An 18,108-nucleotide genomic window follows, 5' to 3' on the forward strand; every position below is an offset into this window, starting at 1 on the left:
ATACGATTTCATGACATATTGAAAATAATGTCGAGAGAGGAAAATGACCATGTCGGACGAAAAATCCAATCGGGATTCGCAGAGTGATCAGGTACATACCGGAGAATTACTGAATGCGCTCATGGCTTTGAAAAGGGGCGATTTTTCATATCGGATGCCCTATGACCAAACAGGGATTGCCGGCAAAGTTGCAGATACATTCAATGAAATTATGGAAATGCAGGAGAACTTGGTTAACGAAATACAAACCGTATCCAAAGTGGTAGGCAAAGAGGGAAAGCTTACTCGCCGGTTCTCACATAAAAATACAGGCGGTTCATGGCAGCAATCCGTCGAATCATTAAACGGCCTTATTACTGATCTTATACAGCCTACCAGTGAAATGGTAAGAGTTATCAATGCTGTTGCGCAGGGTGATTTATCACAGACGGTGGAGCTTGAATTTGAGGGAAGACCACTGACTGGAGAGTATAAAAAATCAGCTAACAACATCAATAAAATGGTTAACCAGCTCAGTAATTTCGCCTCGGAAGTTACTCGCGTAGCACGAGAAGTAGGTACGGAAGGCATTCTCGGCGGTCAGGCCGATGTTAAGGGTGTCTCGGGTACCTGGAAGGATCTTACCGAAAGCGTCAACAACATGGCGGCGAATTTAACAAATCAGGTCCGCAGTATTGCACAGGTAACAACAGCCGTGGCGAAAGGGGATCTGACCAAACAGATTACGGTTAACGCCAGCGGCGAAATTCTGGAGCTCAAAAACACGATCAACACGATGGTGGATCAGCTATCCACTTTTGCTTCTGAAGTGACGCGGATGGCAAGAGAAGTTGGTACGGAAGGCAAGCTCGGCGGACAGGCTAATGTCAGGGGCGTCTCAGGCACATGGAAAGACTTGACTGACAGCGTTAATGATATGGCCTCTAATCTCACGGATCAGGTGCGAAATATTGCTGTCGTTACAACGGCCGTGGCGAACGGGGATTTATCGAAAAAAATAACCGCTGATGTTCAAGGCGAGCTGCTCGAGCTCAAAAACACGATCAATACGATGGTGGATCAGCTGAGCAATTTTGCTTCCGAAGTAACCCGGGTTGCGCAGGAGGTTTCTGCAGAAGGGAAGCTCGGGGGTCAGGCGGATGTTAAAGGGGTATCGGGAACCTGGAAGTTCCTTACAGATAGCGTGAATATTATGGCGGGCACCCTGACTGACCAGGTCCGCAATATCGCGGAAGTAACAACAGCCGTTGCGAAAGGCGATTTATCGAAGCATATAACGGTTGACGCCAAAGGCGAGATCTTGGAGATGAAGAACACCATCAATACGATGGTGGATCAGCTTAGTACGTTTGCCTCTGAAGTGACGCGTGTGGCGCGGGAGGTTGGCACACTGGGGATGCTCGGAGGGCAGGCGCAGGTTAAAGGTGTCGCTGGTACATGGCGAGATCTGACGGAGAGCGTCAATTACATGGCTTCGAATCTGACGAATCAGGTGCGGAATATTGCAGTCGTAACGACGGCTGTCGCGAATGGCGATTTGTCCAAAAAAATTACAGCCGATGTACAAGGCGAAATTCTGGAACTTAAGATAACCATTAATACAATGGTAGACCAGCTCAGTACATTCGCATCCGAGGTTACCCGGGTAGCGCATGAAGTCGGTACCGAGGGTAAGCTGGGAGGACAAGCGCAGGTTAAAGGCGTCGGAGGAACCTGGAAGGATCTGACGGAAGGCGTTAATAACATGGCCCGTAACCTGACGGATCAGGTGCGGAACATCGCAGATGTGACGACAGCTGTAGCCAAGGGCGATCTATCCAAAAAGATTACCGTTGACGTTAAGGGTGAACTCCTTGAGCTGAAGAACACGATGAATACCATGGTGGACCAGCTGAGCATGTTTGCTTCCGAAGTGACACGCGTTGCACGCGAGGTGGGCACAGAAGGAAAACTTGGCGCGCAAGCAGATGTAAAGGATGTGTCCGGTACCTGGAAGGATCTTACCGATACCGTCAATAATATGACTCGTAATCTGACCATTCAGATGAGAAATATTGCCGGAGTAACAACGGCCGTAGCCAACGGAGACTTGTCCAAGAAAATTACGGTTGAAGTGAGAGGCGAGCTGTTGGAGCTGAAAAATACCGTTAACACCATGGTGGATCAGCTTAATTCCTTTGCGTCCGAAGTTATCCGTGTGGCCCGTGAGGTAGGAACTGACGGTAAACTAGGAGGACAAGCCCAGGTGCTCGGCGTTGCTGGAATCTGGAAAGACTTAACCGATAACGTAAACGGAATGGCGAACAATCTGACCGATCAGGTGCGCGGCATTGCGAAAGTCGTCACCGCGGTAGCGAATGGTAACCTGAAGCAGAATCTTACGGTCGAGGCGAAGGGTGAGATTGCCGAGCTTGCGGATACAATGAACAATATGATCGAGACACTGGCGACGTTCGCCGAGCAGGTGACAACCGTATCCAGAGAGGTTGGTGCGGAAGGCAAGTTGGGCGGACAGGCAAGCGTACCTGGTGCCGCGGGTACATGGCGTGATCTGACCGATAATGTTAACTACATGGCGAGTACGCTGACCACGCAGGTCCGGGCTATTACGAACGTCGCTACGGCAGTTACGAATGGTGATTTGTCGCGTACTATTGATGTGGCAGCGGCAGGAGAAGTGGCTTCTCTGAAAGACAATGTGAATGAAATGATCCGTAATCTAAAAGAAACCACGCGGATCAATACAGATCAGGATTGGCTGAAGACCAATCTGGCAAAGTTCTCCCGTCTGCTTCAAGGACAGAGGGATCTAAATGCAATTACCCGTATGATATTAAGCGAGCTGGCACCGCTTGTTTCCATGCAGCATGGCGTATTCTATATCAACGAGCCAGTGAATGGTGAACCTGTATTGACTCTCTTTGCAAGTTACGCCTATCAGAACCGGAAGCATCTCTCGAACCGTTTCAGGGCGGGAGAAGGACTTGTCGGACAATGCTTGATTGAAAAGCAGCGGATATTGTTATCCAATGTGCCTAATGATTACGTCGTTATATCATCGGGACTGGGTGAAGCCGTACCTCTCAATATTGTGCTGCTGCCAATTGTGTTCGAAGAGCAGGTGCTGGGTGTGCTCGAGCTTGCCTCCTTCCGGGCTTTTAATGATATTGATCTGGCATTCCTTGACCAGTTGACGGAATCCATTGGCATTGTAGTGAACACGATGCAGGCCAATCGCCGGACCGAAGAGCTGCTGAAGCAATCGCAGTCTTTAACGGAAGAGCTTCAGAAACAGCAGTTAGAGCTGCAGCATACGAATGATGAGCTTGAAGACAAGGCCAAGATGCTGGTGATTCAAAAGGCTGAGGTGGAGAGTAAAAATAACGAAGTGGAGATCGCCAAGAAGTTCCTGGAAGAAAAGGCTGAGCAGCTGGCCTTGACTTCAAGATATAAATCCGAGTTTTTGGCGAACATGTCGCATGAGCTTAGAACGCCGCTGAATTCCCTGCTTCTGCTTGCCGAACAGCTGGCAGATAATCCTGATGCCAATTTGACGGATCACCAGGTTAAATTCGCCAAAACGATTCAAGACTCCGGTATTGAGCTTCTGAATCTGATTAATGACATATTGGATCTATCGAAGATTGAATCGGGTACCGTATCTCCGGATTACAGCGAGATTTCCATACAGGCATTGATGGACGGTCTGGACCGCTCGTTCCGTCACATGGTTGATGACAGCAGACTTGAATTTGGTATCAGGATTGATAAAAATGTACCCGAAGTGATCGTAACGGATCAGAAGAGACTGCAGCAGATTCTTAAGAACCTTCTCTCGAATTCTTTTAAATTTACTGAAGAAGGCCAGATTCAGGTACATTTGCGGACGGCGGACGAGGGTTGGAATTCCGATAATGAACTGCTTAATGAGGCTGCGGCTGTACTCTGTTTCTCGGTTAGCGACACAGGCATCGGTATTCCTGAAGAGAAGCAGCAGATTATCTTTGAAGCGTTTCAACAAGCGGACGGAAGCACGAACCGGGAATATGGCGGAACGGGACTCGGTCTTGCCATATCCCGGGAGATTGCGGCCATGCTGGGCGGAGAGCTGACACTATACAGTGTCGTTGGCAAAGGCAGTATCTTTAATTTATATCTGCCTGTCGATGCTGAAGTACCGATAAAAGAAGAGCCTGCCAAGTATGTTCCGGAAGTCATCGATGTGACGCCACCGGAACAGAAGCTCTCCTTTACGCGAAAGAGTGACCATATTAACGATGATCGCGACCGGATCGAACCGGGAGACAGAGTGTTTTTAATTGTCGAGGATGATATCAAATTCAATGAGATTTTGCTTGATATTCTCCATAAAAGAAATATTAAGGCTGTCATTACGACCAAAGGCTCAAATGCGCTTGAACTGGCACGCAAGTACAACCCGATTGCGATTACACTGGATTTGCGGCTCGGCGATATGGATGGGTGGATGGTTATCGAGCATTTGAAAAACGATATCCATATCCGTCATATTCCGGTTTGTGTCATCACTGTGGAAGAAGACGAGATCGAGCTGATGCAAAAAGGAGTATACGATTATATTTGCAAGCCGGTAACAAATGAAGAGCTGGAAAATACACTTGATAAGCTGAACCGCTTCGCGGATCAAAAGGTTCACCGGCTCCTGATTGCGATAGCGGATGAAGACCGTCGCAAAGAATCCCTGGAGCTGATTGGCAGCTCAGATGTAGACATCACAGATGTGAATGCAGCAGAGGAGGTTCTTGCTCAGCTGAAGCAAAAAGACTATGACTGTGTTCTGGTGGATAATGATCTGAAGGATATGGATGTTCTGCATCTGATCCGTGAGATCATCCGTATGCCGAAGAACAAGCATGTTCCAATCGTCTTGAATCGCAGCTGCAAGTGGAGCCATTCGGAGGAGGATGAGCTGGAGGAGCTGAAGAAATCAGCCGTCCTCAAGGAAGTCAAGACAGCTGTTCAAATGCTGGATGAGACAAGTATATTCCTGCACCGCCAATCTGAAAATCTCTCGGATGAATCACGTGCCATCATCATGAAGCTGTATCAGTCCGACGATATGATCAAATTCAAGAAGGTCCTTGTTGTCGATGATGACATCCGAAATGTGTTCGCGCTGACGACCATTCTTGAGCGCCATAATATGATGGTCATTCCGGCTGAGAACGGATATGAAGCAATCAGGCTGCTGGAAGAAACAGCGGATATTGAGATTGTGCTGATGGACATCATGATGCCGGTGATGGATGGATACGAGACCACACGGGCGATTCGTGAAAAACCCGAGTTCAAGGATCTTCCGATCATCGCATTGACGGCAAAGGCGATGAAAGGGGATCGTGAGGAATGCCTGGAAGCAGGAGCCTCCGACTATATTACGAAACCGGTAAACAGCGCACAGCTGCTGTCCATGATTCGCAGCTGGCTTGGAACGGAACCGGAAGCGGGTGAAACGCAATCCGGTTCTGAAACAGATTAAGATTTCGGCTATTAGAGTTAAAGAGGTACGCTCATACGGCAGCAGCCGGACGAAGCGTACCTCTTTTTTTCAGAGCGATTCCGTACATTCTTGCCCGTTCCCCGTTTCTGCAAATGTTTTGCGTATACCCATAATGGTTAGACTCATAATAGGCAAGTTATAACGACAAAAACAATGGAAGAAGGGTTTATGATGAGTGAGAAACTGAATTCGGTTAGGGAATGGCTGGAAAAGCATGTGCAGGAAACGATTCTGATCCGCAAGGAGGAGCAGGAGGATCTGGATGAGACCAAGGTGAAAATTGAAGGCGTTGAATATAAGGAGAGCGTCCCTACAATTGATGACTATGCCGAGGGAAGTTCACTGATATTGCATGGTCCTGGCAGTGTTTTGAATGAGCAGGGTGAAATCCCCCTGCCGCAAAATACATTCCAGATATACGTGGACGGATTGTCCGAATGTGTTGTTGAAGAGGAGCGTCTGAGCATTGAAACGGACCGGGCTAAGTATCTTATTTCTGTAATATCATAATTTTAATATATTAAAACTTTGTCATATGGGTGAGAACGTGGTAAAGTAGGAAATGACCTTATGACTGAAATTGATTTGTGGTCATGCAAACGAAGTATGGTGTTAGATGGGAGGGGAAAAGCATAGGAACGGTGGATCGTAGAAAACAGGTGCTCGAAGCAGCTTCGAGATCATTTGCTTTGTTTGGCTACAAAGCGACGACGATGGAGCAGGTTGCCAAAATCGCGAATGTGGGGAAAGGAACCATTTACACGTTTTTTGATACCAAGGAACAGCTGTTTGATGAAATTTTGCGTGGTGTCATTTCTGAAATGAAAACCATCATCCAGCGGGAAGTTGACCATGATAAAACATTTTTTGATAATCTGTTCCGCGTATTGGACTCTCTCCTGGAATTCCGAAGTGAGCACGAACTCCTCATGAAGCTGTCCCAGGAAGTCCGGGACTTTGGTACACCCCAATCTCAGGAAGCGATGAACCAGGTAGAAAGCGTCATTCTGACATATATCGAAAAAGAGATCCGGCATGCCATTGCTCAACGTGAGCTGCGTGATTGTGATCCCTGCATTGTTTCTTTTTTAATGTTTAAAATGTACGTTGCGTTGACATCTGAATGGAATAAGAATCACGAACCCCTGACAAAAGATCAGATCAAAGAGCATATCCGCCTCTTTTTGGAAGATGGTCTCGCTGTGCACGCGTAACCGCATAGCAGGAAACTCAACATAACTTAGAAGCCACCAAACCAATCGATTATATACGAAAAGCTTCGAACGGCTAAAACTTTCGAAGCTGCTTTCGTTTGCGTATGTATGACCAAATGAAGAAATCAGTCAGAGATATTGAGAGAGATTTAACAACTTAGAAAAAGGGGGACTATCACTTATATGAATGCAATATCCGTGTTTTTCAAAGATCTAGGAGCGGCATTGAAGAACCCGAAAGTGCTGATCCCCGTGATCGCCGTCATGTTCATTCCGATTATGTACAGCGGTGTTTATCTGGCAGCCTTTTGGGATCCATACGGTCACTTGGACCGTTTGCCTGTAGCTGTAGTTAATAAGGATAGCGGTGCCGAGTTTAAAGGCAAAAAGCTGCATATTGGTTCGGATTTGGTTGATGAGCTGAAGAAGAGCAAAGATTTTGGTTGGGAGTTTGTTAGTGAGCTGGATGCGGAAAAGGGAATTAAGGACAACCGCTATTATATGAAAATTACGATTCCTGAAAACTTCTCCAGCGAAGCAACAACCTTGATGGATGATCAACCTCATCCTGCAACGATTCAATATGAACCTAACGGCGATTACAACTTTATCGCTTCCCAAATCGGGAATACTGCAATCAAGGACATTAAAGCAAAAGTGTCCGCAAAAGTGACAGAATCCTATACGGAGAGCCTGCTGGACAATTTCGAAGACGTATCCAGCGGTCTCGCCGATGCGGGCGAAGGTGCCGGTAAAATTCATAACGGCAGCAGTGATCTGGATGAAGGTGCCGTTAAGCTGAAAGAGAACCTGAATAAGCTCGCTGAAGGTACACTGGAAGCGAAAGACGGCATGGCACCTCTCGCAAAAGGTGCAGGCGACCTGAGCAAAGGCGCAAGTCAACTAAGCCAAGGCTCTAGCCAATTGGCAAGCGGACTGGAACAATTGAATGCAGCTGAAGGTAAGCTGATCAATGGTGCACAGCAGGCTCAGCAGGGTGGACAGCAGCTTCACACTGGACTCCAAGGTTCGCTGGGTGGAGCTAAGAAGCTGAATGCGGGTCTGCAAAGCTCAGAGCAGGGGGCAAGCAAGCTAGAAGCGGGTTTGAAATCCTCCGAGCAGGGCAGCGCGGATCTCTCCTCCGGATTGCAATCTTCACTTGATGGTACGACAAAGGTATCTGAAGGAGCGAAGGGTGTTGCTGACGGACTTCAGCAGTTTGCCAAATCGAGTCCTGAGCTCGCGGATAATCCGCAATTTCAGAAGCTGATCGCAGCCAGTCAGGCTGTAGCTGAAGGAAGTGCCAAGGTTGCAGCTGGCCAGCAGAAGCTTTCCGAGGGCGCACAGTCCTTGCATGGAGCTCAGAAGCAGCTGCTTGACGGTGCGACTGAGCTGCATAGCGGTCAACAGCAGCTGCTTGAAGGCAGTGGGCAGCTGGTTCAAGGACAAGAGCAGCTGGTTCAAGGCGCATCGAAGCTGAATGAAGGACAATCTGCCCTGACTGCAGGACTGACAACGTTTGGGGAGAAGCTGAATGAAGCTGCAGGCGGCAGCAAAGCACTGGTCACAGGCTCGCAGCAGCTCTTGAATGGTACATCCCAGCTGTCAGGCGGAGTCAGCAAGCTGTCAGGTGGCTTGACCACTTTAGCTGATGGCTCGCAAAAGCTGAATACGGGTGCGGGTGATCTCGAGAAGGGAATCACAAAGCTGGATGACGGTTCGAAAGAGCTGCAAACCAAACTGAGTGATGCGGCAGATAAAACCTCTGAACTGAAAAAGACAGACGCTTTGGTTAAGATGTTTGCTAAACCGGTTGATTCCGAAGAGAATGAATCCCGTAAGATTCCAAACTATGGTACGGGTCTTACACCTTATTTCATGTCTTTGGGATTGTTCGTTGGAGCGTTGATTTCGACGCTGGTCATCTCGCTGAAAGGAACTACGGTAGAGGGCGCTTCCGGATTCAGCCGGTTCGTCAGCCGTGCTCTTTCTTTTGCAGGAATGAGCTTGTTCCAATCGCTCATGGCTGCAGCTATCATTCTGTTTGGACTTGGGCTTAAGGTACAAAGCGTACCATTATTCTTCCTCTTCACATTCATCACAAGTTTGACATTTATGTTTATTGTGCAGGCAGTCGTAACCTGGCTTGATATGCCTGGTCGATTCCTCATTATTATTTTGCTTATACTGCAGCTGACCACCAGCGCGGGCACATTCCCGCTGGAGCTGATCCCGGATTGGCTGAAACCTCTTAATCCTTGGCTGCCGATGTCGCATAGCGTACTTGGCTATAAAGCGATTATTTCAAGCGGTGATTTCGATCTCGCGTGGAGACAGGCAGGCATTTTGGGTATTGATGCGGTGATCTTCCTTACACTGACATTAGTATACTTTGTGTGGCGTAGTCGTCAGAAGAAACAGGCGCTTCAAGCTCCGGCTGAAGCAGTATAGGGGAAATTGTAGTCCTGATCCTTAAGCCAGATCAGGACTTTTTCCGAATATCAGGGTATAATATAGAGATCAGACAGGAATGAGGGATTAGATGATTACAATTAAGTCAAGAGCACAGATTGATCACATGAAAGAAGCGGGGGCTATTCTTGCAGCATGCCATCGTGAAATTAAAAAGCTGATTGTTCCTGGAATTACAACTATAGAAATCGATCGTTTCGCTGAACAGTTTATTCGTAAAAACGGAGCCACACCAGAGCAAAAGGGATATAACGGATTTCCTTTTGCCACTTGTACGTCGGTGAACGATGTTATTTGTCATGGCTTCCCGGGGAAAACGGCTCTCAAGGATGGGGACATCGTTACCGTAGATATGGTTGTTAACCTGAACGGTTGGCTGGCTGACTCCGCGTGGTCGTATACCGTTGGAAATGTTTCCGAGCAAGCTCAACATCTTCTGGATATCACGAAAGAGTCATTGTATAAAGGGATTGAGATGGCTGTGATCGGTAACCGGATTGGAGATATTTCTCATGCGATTCAGGTATATGCCGAATCTGAAGGCTTCTCGGTTGTACGTGAATTTATTGGGCACGGAATCGGCAAGGATATGCATGAAGAGCCGCAGGTTCCGCACTACGGCCCACCGAATGTTGGACCTCGCCTGAAGGAAGGCATGGTCATTACGATAGAGCCTATGTTGAATACAGGAACTTACCGTAGTAAGATGGACAGTGACGGATGGACTGCCAGAACGATGGACGGCGGACTTTCTGCACAATACGAGCATACGCTTGCAATTACGGCGAATGGTCCCGAGATTTTGACAGCACAGTAATAACAAAATAAATCGAAAAAAGAGAGGCTCATCCTGCAGCCTCTCTTTTTTCATGCAACTTACAATTTAATTCAGCGAAACAGCCACGAACGCGATAATCGCGCCTATAATAGTTACCGCATAAATCGATGTAAGCTTAGCGATGTTGTTTTTGGTTTTCTTTTCATAATTGGGATTTTTCTTTTTGTTTTCTGCTGAAAAGCCAACCAAAAACGTCGTAATCAACGCTAAAATGGCTACCCCTATTACAAGACCATACATCAACATACATGATCACCTTCCTTAAGGCAGTGACGATCAAGCAAATCACTTCTATTTTACCATGGGATAGGTGTCTATTGCACTCTCTGTTTGTATTTTCCCGAGCTGTCAATCTTCACTCTCACATCAATGGATTTAATGGAGTCTTCTTCGAGGATAAACGGTCTCGCACGATGAAGCTCATGCCATTTCTTCGGATATTTTCGGTAGAACTTCTCATCCAGCATAAATACGTCGGCCTTTTTTTGAAGACCATTTTGATAGCTTCTCTTAATTTCGTTTTCGACAGCTATGCTCGCCATCTTCTCCATGGTTTTTTGCGGAGTGTCTTTAATCAGCTCATCGATATATGCATTGATGGACACGCGAATCTTATAGCGGACCTTATTGTTTTCGATGACAGGCTTGATATACAAATGCGGCTTTACCAGAATTAAGGTGGCTATAGGTCGTCCTTGATCCGGAATATTGATGGGGGACCGCTCCAACTGGCGTTGAATCCAGCGCGTACCCTTGAGTTCATCCTCAGTCAAATGTCCGCGGTATTCCTTGTTTTGAAAAAAATAAGCTCCGTTGAGCCGGAACATGGGACGATGTTCTGTATCCTCAAACCAGCTTTTGCTCTCAATCTCCAGCGAAGGAATCATGGCAAGTCCGCTGGGTTCGTTCATCTGAGAAATAATTTTGAATCCATAAACAGGTAAAATAAACGATCTTTGCGAATAAATTTGCTGCGGCGAATCCATGATGGTTTCCAATGGAGAAAGGTTCAGGATTGATTTTTGGGTCAATACGTCTTTTAATGATTCCTTCGTTCCATACATTAATATATTGTAGCGGATTTCACGGTAGCGGTTCATCATTTCGTAAATTTCCATCATGCCATGCTTCATGGTTCGTTCCGTCAGGACCAAAGATTTCATATGCCCCCAGAATACTCTCAGCTGTGATGTTGAATACATGGTTGTAAGAGATTCGGTTACGGTTCGCCCTTCTCCTGTTCCGACCCATATGGGTACCGGCTTTCCAACTTCCGCATTTTCCGTTTTGGCTACGTTGGTAAAATTTAATATCTGAGCATAGCTCTTGAATTTACCGTCTTCATAATCAATGCCGAGTGTGGTTACATATGCCATATTCTGTATATCTTTGGAGTTCCAGCAGCCAGGGACCAGCATCAGTAAAACCAGGCAAACGCAAAATTTTCCTATTTTTCTCATGTTGGATTCTCTCCTTGATGATCGGAATCAACCGTATCCAGAAAAGTTGGCTTATTACGCATCAGCTTCCAGGGAGCACGCAAAATAGATTTTAGGGCATCCTTTGGCATTATCGGGGATAATGGCGCCAGATAAGGGATTCCAAAGGTCCGGAGTCTTGACATGTACGCCAAAAGGAGAATCAATCCAAGGATCATGCCATACATGCCGAGAATGGAGGATACGAAAAACAGCCCGAACCGGATGACGCTGACTACGGCGCTTAAGGTTTGATTCACTAAGGTGGCTCCCATAACTGCAGTAATGGCTCCTACAACGACAGAGGAGGGGGAGACCAGACCAGCGCGTATGGCAGCATCACCAATAATTAACCCGCCTATAACCGTCAAGGTTTGACCGATGGAACTCGGAAGCCTGACACCCGCTTCCCGGAATATTTCCAGGAGTAGCAGCAGCAAGAATAATTCCATCTGGGCGGATAAAGGAAGACCCAACCTGGCAGTGGATATCGTCGCCATAAGCCGAAATGGAATCTGATCCTGATGAAATGCCGCCAATGCCACCCAGAAGGAAGGTAATAGAATCGACAATGTGAGGCTTATGCCGCGGATGAGTCTCACAAAGGAAACATAAATATAATTGAAATGAACATCCTCGGGGGATTTCATCAGTAGTGCTAGCGAACCCGGGCCAATCAAGACCATCGGGTTGCCATCAATAACGATGACGAACCGACCGCTTAACAAACAAGAGATGACGTAATCCGGGCGGCCCGTAAAATCAAGAAGCGGAAAGAGTGAATACTTTGAATCGGATAATAATTCTTCCAGCTGATTGATGGTATAAAGCCCGTCTATGTCGATCTTCGAAAGACGTTTACGCACCTCTTCAAGGACTTTTGGAGAGATCACATCATCGAAATACATTAAGCCCACTTTGGTTCTTGTGCGCCTGCCCAGAATTGACTCCTCGCAGCAAAGAGAATTGCTTCGGATACGTTTGCGGATCAGCGCGACATTTGTAACGTAATCTTCCGTAAAACCGTCCTTCGGACCCTTAATGGATATCTCTACCGTCGACTCTTCAGGTGCGCGTTTGGGAACGTTACTGATATCCATCGAGTACAACTCATTTGTGTGGGGAAAGAACAGCACGAGTGCTCCTTGAAAGACGGTATCCTCTAATGCTTGAGACGATACAGGCTCTTCTAATAACACCAAGGGGAGCCGACCATAAAGTTCGTTATTCTGCTGAATACAATATCCCGTCTTCTGATACAATTTCTCCAGCTCAGGCAGAACAACGAGGCTAATCTGGCTTGAATCAGCAAGCCCACTTGCATAGGCCAGTACAACATCTGATGAGGCTGAATTTTGTTCCATCCGGTAATTCCTGATGATTACATCTGAGCTTTTGGAAAATATGGTTTTTATTTTTTGTAATGTCCATATATCATGATTCGTCTTCGAACCGGTTGAGGTCATGCGGCTCCCTCCTTATTTTTGTGGGGTAAAAAAGAAACGCCGAGCCATATCAAAGAAAGGAACAAGCTTGTAAATGCCGTAATGGGAAAATAATAATTATACATCGTTTGATAGTAAGAATTTTGACTTATAGGAAACATGGCAATCAGAATATAACTGAACGTGACCGCGAGAATAAAACGGTTCGCCATGACCCTGTTTTTGAAGGGCAGCATTTCGACGAGCAAAAATTGAGACAGGCTGATTCGTACAGAAGCACCTGCAAGCCATTGATATACGGAGAGAAAATCAACATGCTCTACGTATTCTCCGATTTTGACGAGTCTCCACTGTTCATAAGGAGATTCCATTTGCTTCGCAGCTTCCTCAGGACCGAATTCTGTGATTCCACCAACGATCGGCCCCAGGGTAATAAAGGAAATAATCAAACCATAGACGACAAGCTGCCATGGTTTGACTTTTGATTTGATCCGGTGCTGCATCGTCAATAAAACGAGAATCTCAACAAAACCTCCGCCGACATATAACATCCCATGAATCGGAGGAACGATGCCATGCTCTAGCATGGGTGTCAGCATACTGTAATTTTTCTCCGAAGCATTGGCTATACCGACGAAAATACCTAAAATGACGACAATTGGAAGTAAGATGCCTGCCCCGATTGCGATCGATTTAATGCCAAGCTTCGCCATATAAAAGCATACAAGTGCCAGTGTTCCGATCAATACAACTTTGGGTGTCGCCGGCAGATAGTTGCTAATCGTCCAGCTGGAGGTATGGTACAGCGTGATGCCTCCGATGAAGTAGAGATGAAGAAGCATCGGGGCAACCAAAATCCAGGAAATCACGGGATTTGTACGCTCTGCTAACCATGGTTGGAGTTTTTGTTGCTTACTTCTTTTCATGAAAAGGGCAAGCGACAAAGTCCATGGAACAAGGAGGACCGTAGTGAATAAAACAGAGATCCAGGCATCTCTCCCTGAGGCATCCAGTACCATGGGATTTATGACAACATGGCTGGTCAGACCGTTCATCAGCATTAGTAGCATGCAAATCTGGGGAATGCTGACCTTGGTTATATTTTGCATGGGAGTTCAATCACCCGCTTTATAGAATGTTTGTTGGCATCTTTTGTATTCTGTCATTTTTCATCCAGAAATATGTAAGAGATAGGAAACAGAAGATTGACACGAAAGTAGAAGCGAGAACTGAGGAAGAGAGTCGAATCAAACCGGTACAATAACGCAGTCCAACGATAGTCCATTTGAAAATCAGCTTCCTGCTTACGGATAATTTCAAAGTTGAGAGGGAGCAACCAATCGAATTGTTTTAAAAATACACCATATGAAAAATTCATAATAGTAAATAAAAAATGCACCCAGATACTGATCCCTGCAATCATCATAACCACGTGTTTACATTTCGAAAAAGGGAGTCCATAACGAAAATAGCAAAAAATCAAGTGTATCAATTTGTTTTTTGAACATTAAACAAGAAAAAGGCGCTGTCTCATAAGTGGATTTCCCACGACAGAGACAGCTCCGTTTTATTTTGGGATCCAAAAAAAGGAGCAATTCTCCCGTTATTGGAGAATCGCTCCTTTGCGTTTTTGCTCTACTCCGGCTTGCTTCAGCATATTATGGGCAAGCGAAAGCCATCCGACCTCCAGCGTCACTTTCTTCATGCCGCGAAGCAGAAACCGCCGGAAGCCCCGGTTGTTTTTCAGTTGGCCAAACACACTCTCCGGCTCAATCATTCGCCGTACGGCCAGGGCATAGCCTTCCTCACTTCGGAGGAGGTCCCGGGCCTGACTTTGGTATCGCAGCCTTTCCAGACTTACCGCTACTTCCCGGTTCCCTGCTGCTTTTGTGCACCGATCTTTCAGCGGGCAGCCTTCACAGCTTTGACTTCGGTAATGACGCCTGCGAATCTCATATCCACTTTCTAGTGTTTCCTTGCTTTCTCTGTGGAAATGCAGTGTTTGCGCGGCGGGGCACGTCCAGTTATCCTCGGCTGCGTTGTACGTCCAATTCTCGATTTTACTCACATCTGCTTTCCACGCTTTGCTCTTTTCTTTATGGTAACTGCCGTATTTAACGACTGCTGTGATCTCTTCCTTTTCCAGATAGGCATAGTTCTCTTCACTTCCATAGCCTGCATCTGCAATGATTGTCTGTGGATGTTGCCCCAAGATCCGCCGTGCTATTTCCAGATGAGGCTCTAAACAACGGGTATCCGTGGGTCTTTGGTGGACACTGTAGGCTAAAATGAACTGATTTTCCGTGCCAATCTGCACATTGTATCCCGGTTTTAACTGTCCATTTCGCATGTGGTCTTCTTTCATCCGCATGAAGGTGGCGTCCGTATCGGTTTTGCTGAAGCTGTTTCGATTTCCAAGCAACTTTTGGTAATGTTCGTACTTCACAAGTCTTGGAAGCAAGTCCTTCCGAAGCTTCCGAACGGCTTTCTTTAAGGGGTTATCCTTGGGATGTTTCAGCAGCTGAGCTTCCAGTTGCTGCGTGACTTGTTCGAGCTTGCTGCTATCTAACTCGGAAGCCTCACCGAGTTCGGTCAGGTCTTTGCCGTGATGCTCGCGCTCTTCCTGATGCTCTGCGGCTTCGATGGTGGAGAAAAGTGCATGTACCTTCTCTTGCAGTTTGGTCTTGTGTTTGCTGACCGCTTTACCCCAGACGAAGGTGTAACGATTGGCATTGGCCTCAATCTTGGTACCATCTACGAAATAATGTTCCAAGGAGATGTACTTTTCATCTGCAAGAAATTGAAGTACGGCGGAGAACACGGTTTCGAGGACGTCTTTCATCCGCTCAGAACGGAAGCGGTTAAGCGTGCGGAAATCCGGACGTTGCCGTCCGGCTAGCCACATAAAGGGGATGTGTTCCCGGATGGCTTTGGCGATTTGTCTTGAGGAATAGATGCGCTGTGTGTAGGCGTAGATGATGACTTTGGTGAGCATTTTGGGATGGTAACTGTCACGGCCGCCGCCGGGATAGGCAGCGTCAAAAATGGCGTCGTCCAATCGATTGACGGCAGCATTCACGACACGAACGAGGTGGTTTTCTGGAATATCTTCTTCCAGATCCATTGGCAAACAAAGTTGGTCCATGGTATATTGAATGTACAAAGAAACCTCTCCTTTGAAATGGTTGGTCACACTTCCATTTTACCAAAAGAAAGGTTTCTTTTTTGTGTTTTTTTAAAGATTGAAGATCCATTCCCCGCATAAACAGCGGAGAGGACGGACGGATTGTGGAAAAGCGGCAGCGTTCGCCTTGATCTCCGGATTTTCACCGCTAAGGGGAATGAAAAAAAATCCGGAGAGCACAGCGATTGGAACAATGGTCCGTTCGCGCAGCGTCCACCCAAAAAGTCTAAGTATATCCTACGTAAAAGACAAGGCTGTCCCAAGCAGCCATTTCATGGCTTTTGGGACAGCCCCTAACTCGCTCAAAATCTTATTCCTTATTCAGGAGCTCTTCTCCGGCAATACCCGGGTTAGTCATTTGATAAGGATCTAGAATGAGGTTAAGTTCTTCTTCGGTCAATACATTGTACAGAAGGCATAACTCGCGCACGGGTTTGCCGGTAGTAATGGCTTCACGGGCAATGCGTGAAACGACTTCGTAGCCGAGATGCGGATTAAGCGCAGTAATGATGCCGACACTGTTCTCAACGTATTCCCGGCAGCGTTCAACATTAGCCTGAATACCTACTATACAATGCTCACGGAATACACGGAAGCCGTTATTCATAATCTCAAGAGATTGCAGCAAGTTATACACGAGCACAGGCTCCATGACATTCAGCTCCAGCTGTCCCGCCTCAGAAGCCAGGCAGATCGTGTTGTCATTTCCTATGACCTGGAACGCGATCTGGTTAATAACCTCACACATTACCGGATTGACTTTACCCGGCATAATAGAAGAGCCGGGTTGTCTTGATGGCAGCGTCAGCTCGCCAAGTCCTGCTCTCGGACCAGATGCCATAAGACGGATATCGTTGGCGACCTTGGACATATTCATCATGCAGATCTTCAGTACGGCGGATACTTCGGTATAGGCGTCTGTATTTTGCGTCGCGTCCACAAGATGATCTGCCGGCTTGATTGGGAAGCCGCTAAGATCAGCCAGGACTTCAGCTACATGCTCGATATACCGGATGTCTGCATTAAGTCCTGTTCCGACGGCTGTAGCCCCCATATTAATGTGAAGCAGGTTGTTTTTGGTCGCACGAAGACGCTGAATATCTCGATCCAGCACACGCGCATACGCTTGAAATTCTTGGCCTAATCGGATGGGAACGGCATCCTGAAGATGAGTACGTCCCATTTTAATCACAGAATCAAATTCTTCGGCTTTATCTTGGAAAGCTTGACGCAGTTCAATCATGGTTGCGAGCAGCTTTTCGATCATCGTTAGTGTAGCCAGGTGAACCGCCGACGGGAAAGAATCATTCGTCGATTGTGCCATATTGACATGATTATTCGGGCTGATATCGGCGTAACTTCCTTTTTCTTTGCCAATCAGCTCGAGGGCACGGTTCGCAATCACTTCATTGGTGTTCATATTAATAGACGTGCCTGCACCGCCTTGGATCGGATCGACAATGAATTGATCCAGCCATTTACCATTGATGATCTCATCGGCGGCTTGCACGATCGCATCGCCTTTGGAGGGGAGCAGCCGTTTAATCTCCATATTAGCGATGGCGGCGCCCTTTTTAACCATGGCCATGGCCCGGATCAGTTCTGGATGAATCCTTTGACCGGTAATCGGGAAATTTTCCGCTGCACGCATCGTTTGAATTCCGTAGTAAGCTTCTGCGGGTACTTCTTTGGTGCCGAGAAAGTCTTTTTCTAATCTCATGAATACATTCCTCCGAGTTTTGTGAACTGGAAATTAAGAGTCAGATGAGAACGCTTTATTATATCGGACCCGCTACCATTATACGGGTTAATAATAGGAACTGCTAGTCCTATGTCATTAGAGAATGAAAAAAAGGCGGTAATGTCCACAGGTGAAATACAGTTGTACCGTTGAGAGCGATTAACCATGTAAAAGAGTACCCTGAGCAAAGGGATTTA

General features: G+C 46.8%; 11 protein-coding genes. 5 read left to right on the forward strand and 6 right to left on the reverse strand.

Annotation, left to right across the window (positions count from 1 at the left end):
* Window positions 1–49 precede the first annotated feature (49 nt).
* The 5 genes from E6W40_RS07925 (at window position 50) to map (ending at window position 10,042) form a co-directional block, all read left to right on the forward strand.
* Window positions 50–5,518 (forward strand): HAMP domain-containing protein, encoded by a 5,469-nt coding sequence (locus E6W40_RS07925; RefSeq protein ID WP_136604990.1) that lies wholly within the window; start codon window positions 50–52, stop codon window positions 5,516–5,518.
* A 189-nt stretch (window positions 5,519–5,707) separates the two neighbouring features.
* Entirely contained in the window at window positions 5,708–6,049 is a 342-nt protein-coding gene (gene ymzB / locus E6W40_RS07930; protein WP_168928854.1) for a protein YmzB, read from the forward strand.
* Between the two features lie 122 nt (window positions 6,050–6,171).
* The gene (locus E6W40_RS07935; protein ID WP_211147040.1) at window positions 6,172–6,753 is read left to right on the forward strand and encodes a TetR/AcrR family transcriptional regulator; all 582 of its coding nucleotides are present in this window, start codon (window positions 6,172–6,174) and stop codon (window positions 6,751–6,753) included.
* A 183-nt stretch (window positions 6,754–6,936) separates the two neighbouring features.
* Entirely contained in the window at window positions 6,937–9,204 is a 2,268-nt protein-coding gene (locus E6W40_RS07940) for a YhgE/Pip family protein (RefSeq protein WP_136604993.1), read from the forward strand.
* A 91-nt stretch (window positions 9,205–9,295) separates the two neighbouring features.
* Window positions 9,296–10,042: a type I methionyl aminopeptidase gene (gene map / locus E6W40_RS07945; RefSeq protein ID WP_136604994.1), complete on the forward strand. Its 747-nt coding sequence runs from the start codon at window positions 9,296–9,298 to the stop codon at window positions 10,040–10,042.
* A 66-nt stretch (window positions 10,043–10,108) separates the two neighbouring features.
* Here map and E6W40_RS07950 read toward each other — a convergent pair whose 3' ends face one another.
* The 6 genes from E6W40_RS07950 to aspA form a co-directional block, all read right to left on the reverse strand.
* Entirely contained in the window at window positions 10,109–10,309 is a 201-nt protein-coding gene (locus E6W40_RS07950; protein WP_244864475.1) for a hypothetical protein, read from the reverse strand.
* 68 nt (window positions 10,310–10,377) lie between these two features.
* Window positions 10,378–11,523 (reverse strand): Ger(x)C family spore germination protein, encoded by a 1,146-nt coding sequence (locus tag E6W40_RS07955; RefSeq protein ID WP_136604995.1) that lies wholly within the window; start codon window positions 11,521–11,523, stop codon window positions 10,378–10,380.
* Window positions 11,520–13,007 (reverse strand): spore germination protein, encoded by a 1,488-nt coding sequence (locus E6W40_RS07960; RefSeq protein WP_136604996.1) that lies wholly within the window; start codon window positions 13,005–13,007, stop codon window positions 11,520–11,522. Before E6W40_RS07960 ends, E6W40_RS07955 begins: the two co-directional genes overlap by 4 nt.
* Entirely contained in the window at window positions 13,004–14,095 is a 1,092-nt protein-coding gene (locus tag E6W40_RS07965) for a GerAB/ArcD/ProY family transporter (RefSeq protein WP_136604997.1), read from the reverse strand. Before E6W40_RS07965 ends, E6W40_RS07960 begins: the two co-directional genes overlap by 4 nt.
* Window positions 14,096–14,589: 494 nt before the next feature.
* A complete protein-coding gene (locus tag E6W40_RS07970; protein ID WP_136604998.1) occupies window positions 14,590–16,149 on the reverse strand; it encodes an IS1182 family transposase in 1,560 nt (519 codons plus the stop codon).
* 331 nt (window positions 16,150–16,480) lie between these two features.
* Window positions 16,481–17,890 (reverse strand): aspartate ammonia-lyase, encoded by a 1,410-nt coding sequence (aspA, locus tag E6W40_RS07975; RefSeq protein WP_136604999.1) that lies wholly within the window; start codon window positions 17,888–17,890, stop codon window positions 16,481–16,483.
* Between the last annotated feature and the right edge of the window lie 218 nt (window positions 17,891–18,108).

The sequence above is a fragment of the Paenibacillus dokdonensis genome (genome assembly GCF_004916975.1).
Lineage (GTDB): Bacteria > Bacillota > Bacilli > Paenibacillales > Paenibacillaceae > Paenibacillus_AQ > Paenibacillus_AQ dokdonensis.

Coding starts and splice junctions, on each gene's coding strand:
- E6W40_RS07925 (WP_136604990.1), top strand. CDS start 50: ATGTCGGACGAAAAATCCAATCGGGATTCGCAGAGTGATCAGGTACAT.
- ymzB (WP_168928854.1), top strand. CDS start 5,708: ATGATGAGTGAGAAACTGAATTCGGTTAGGGAATGGCTGGAAAAGCAT.
- E6W40_RS07940 (WP_136604993.1), top strand. CDS start 6,937: ATGAATGCAATATCCGTGTTTTTCAAAGATCTAGGAGCGGCATTGAAG.
- map (WP_136604994.1), top strand. CDS start 9,296: ATGATTACAATTAAGTCAAGAGCACAGATTGATCACATGAAAGAAGCG.
- E6W40_RS07950 (WP_244864475.1), bottom strand. CDS start 10,309: ATGTTGATGTATGGTCTTGTAATAGGGGTAGCCATTTTAGCGTTGATT.
- E6W40_RS07955 (WP_136604995.1), bottom strand. CDS start 11,523: ATGAGAAAAATAGGAAAATTTTGCGTTTGCCTGGTTTTACTGATGCTG.
- E6W40_RS07960 (WP_136604996.1), bottom strand. CDS start 13,007: ATGACCTCAACCGGTTCGAAGACGAATCATGATATATGGACATTACAA.
- E6W40_RS07965 (WP_136604997.1), bottom strand. CDS start 14,095: ATGCAAAATATAACCAAGGTCAGCATTCCCCAGATTTGCATGCTACTA.
- aspA (WP_136604999.1), bottom strand. CDS start 17,890: ATGAGATTAGAAAAAGACTTTCTCGGCACCAAAGAAGTACCCGCAGAA.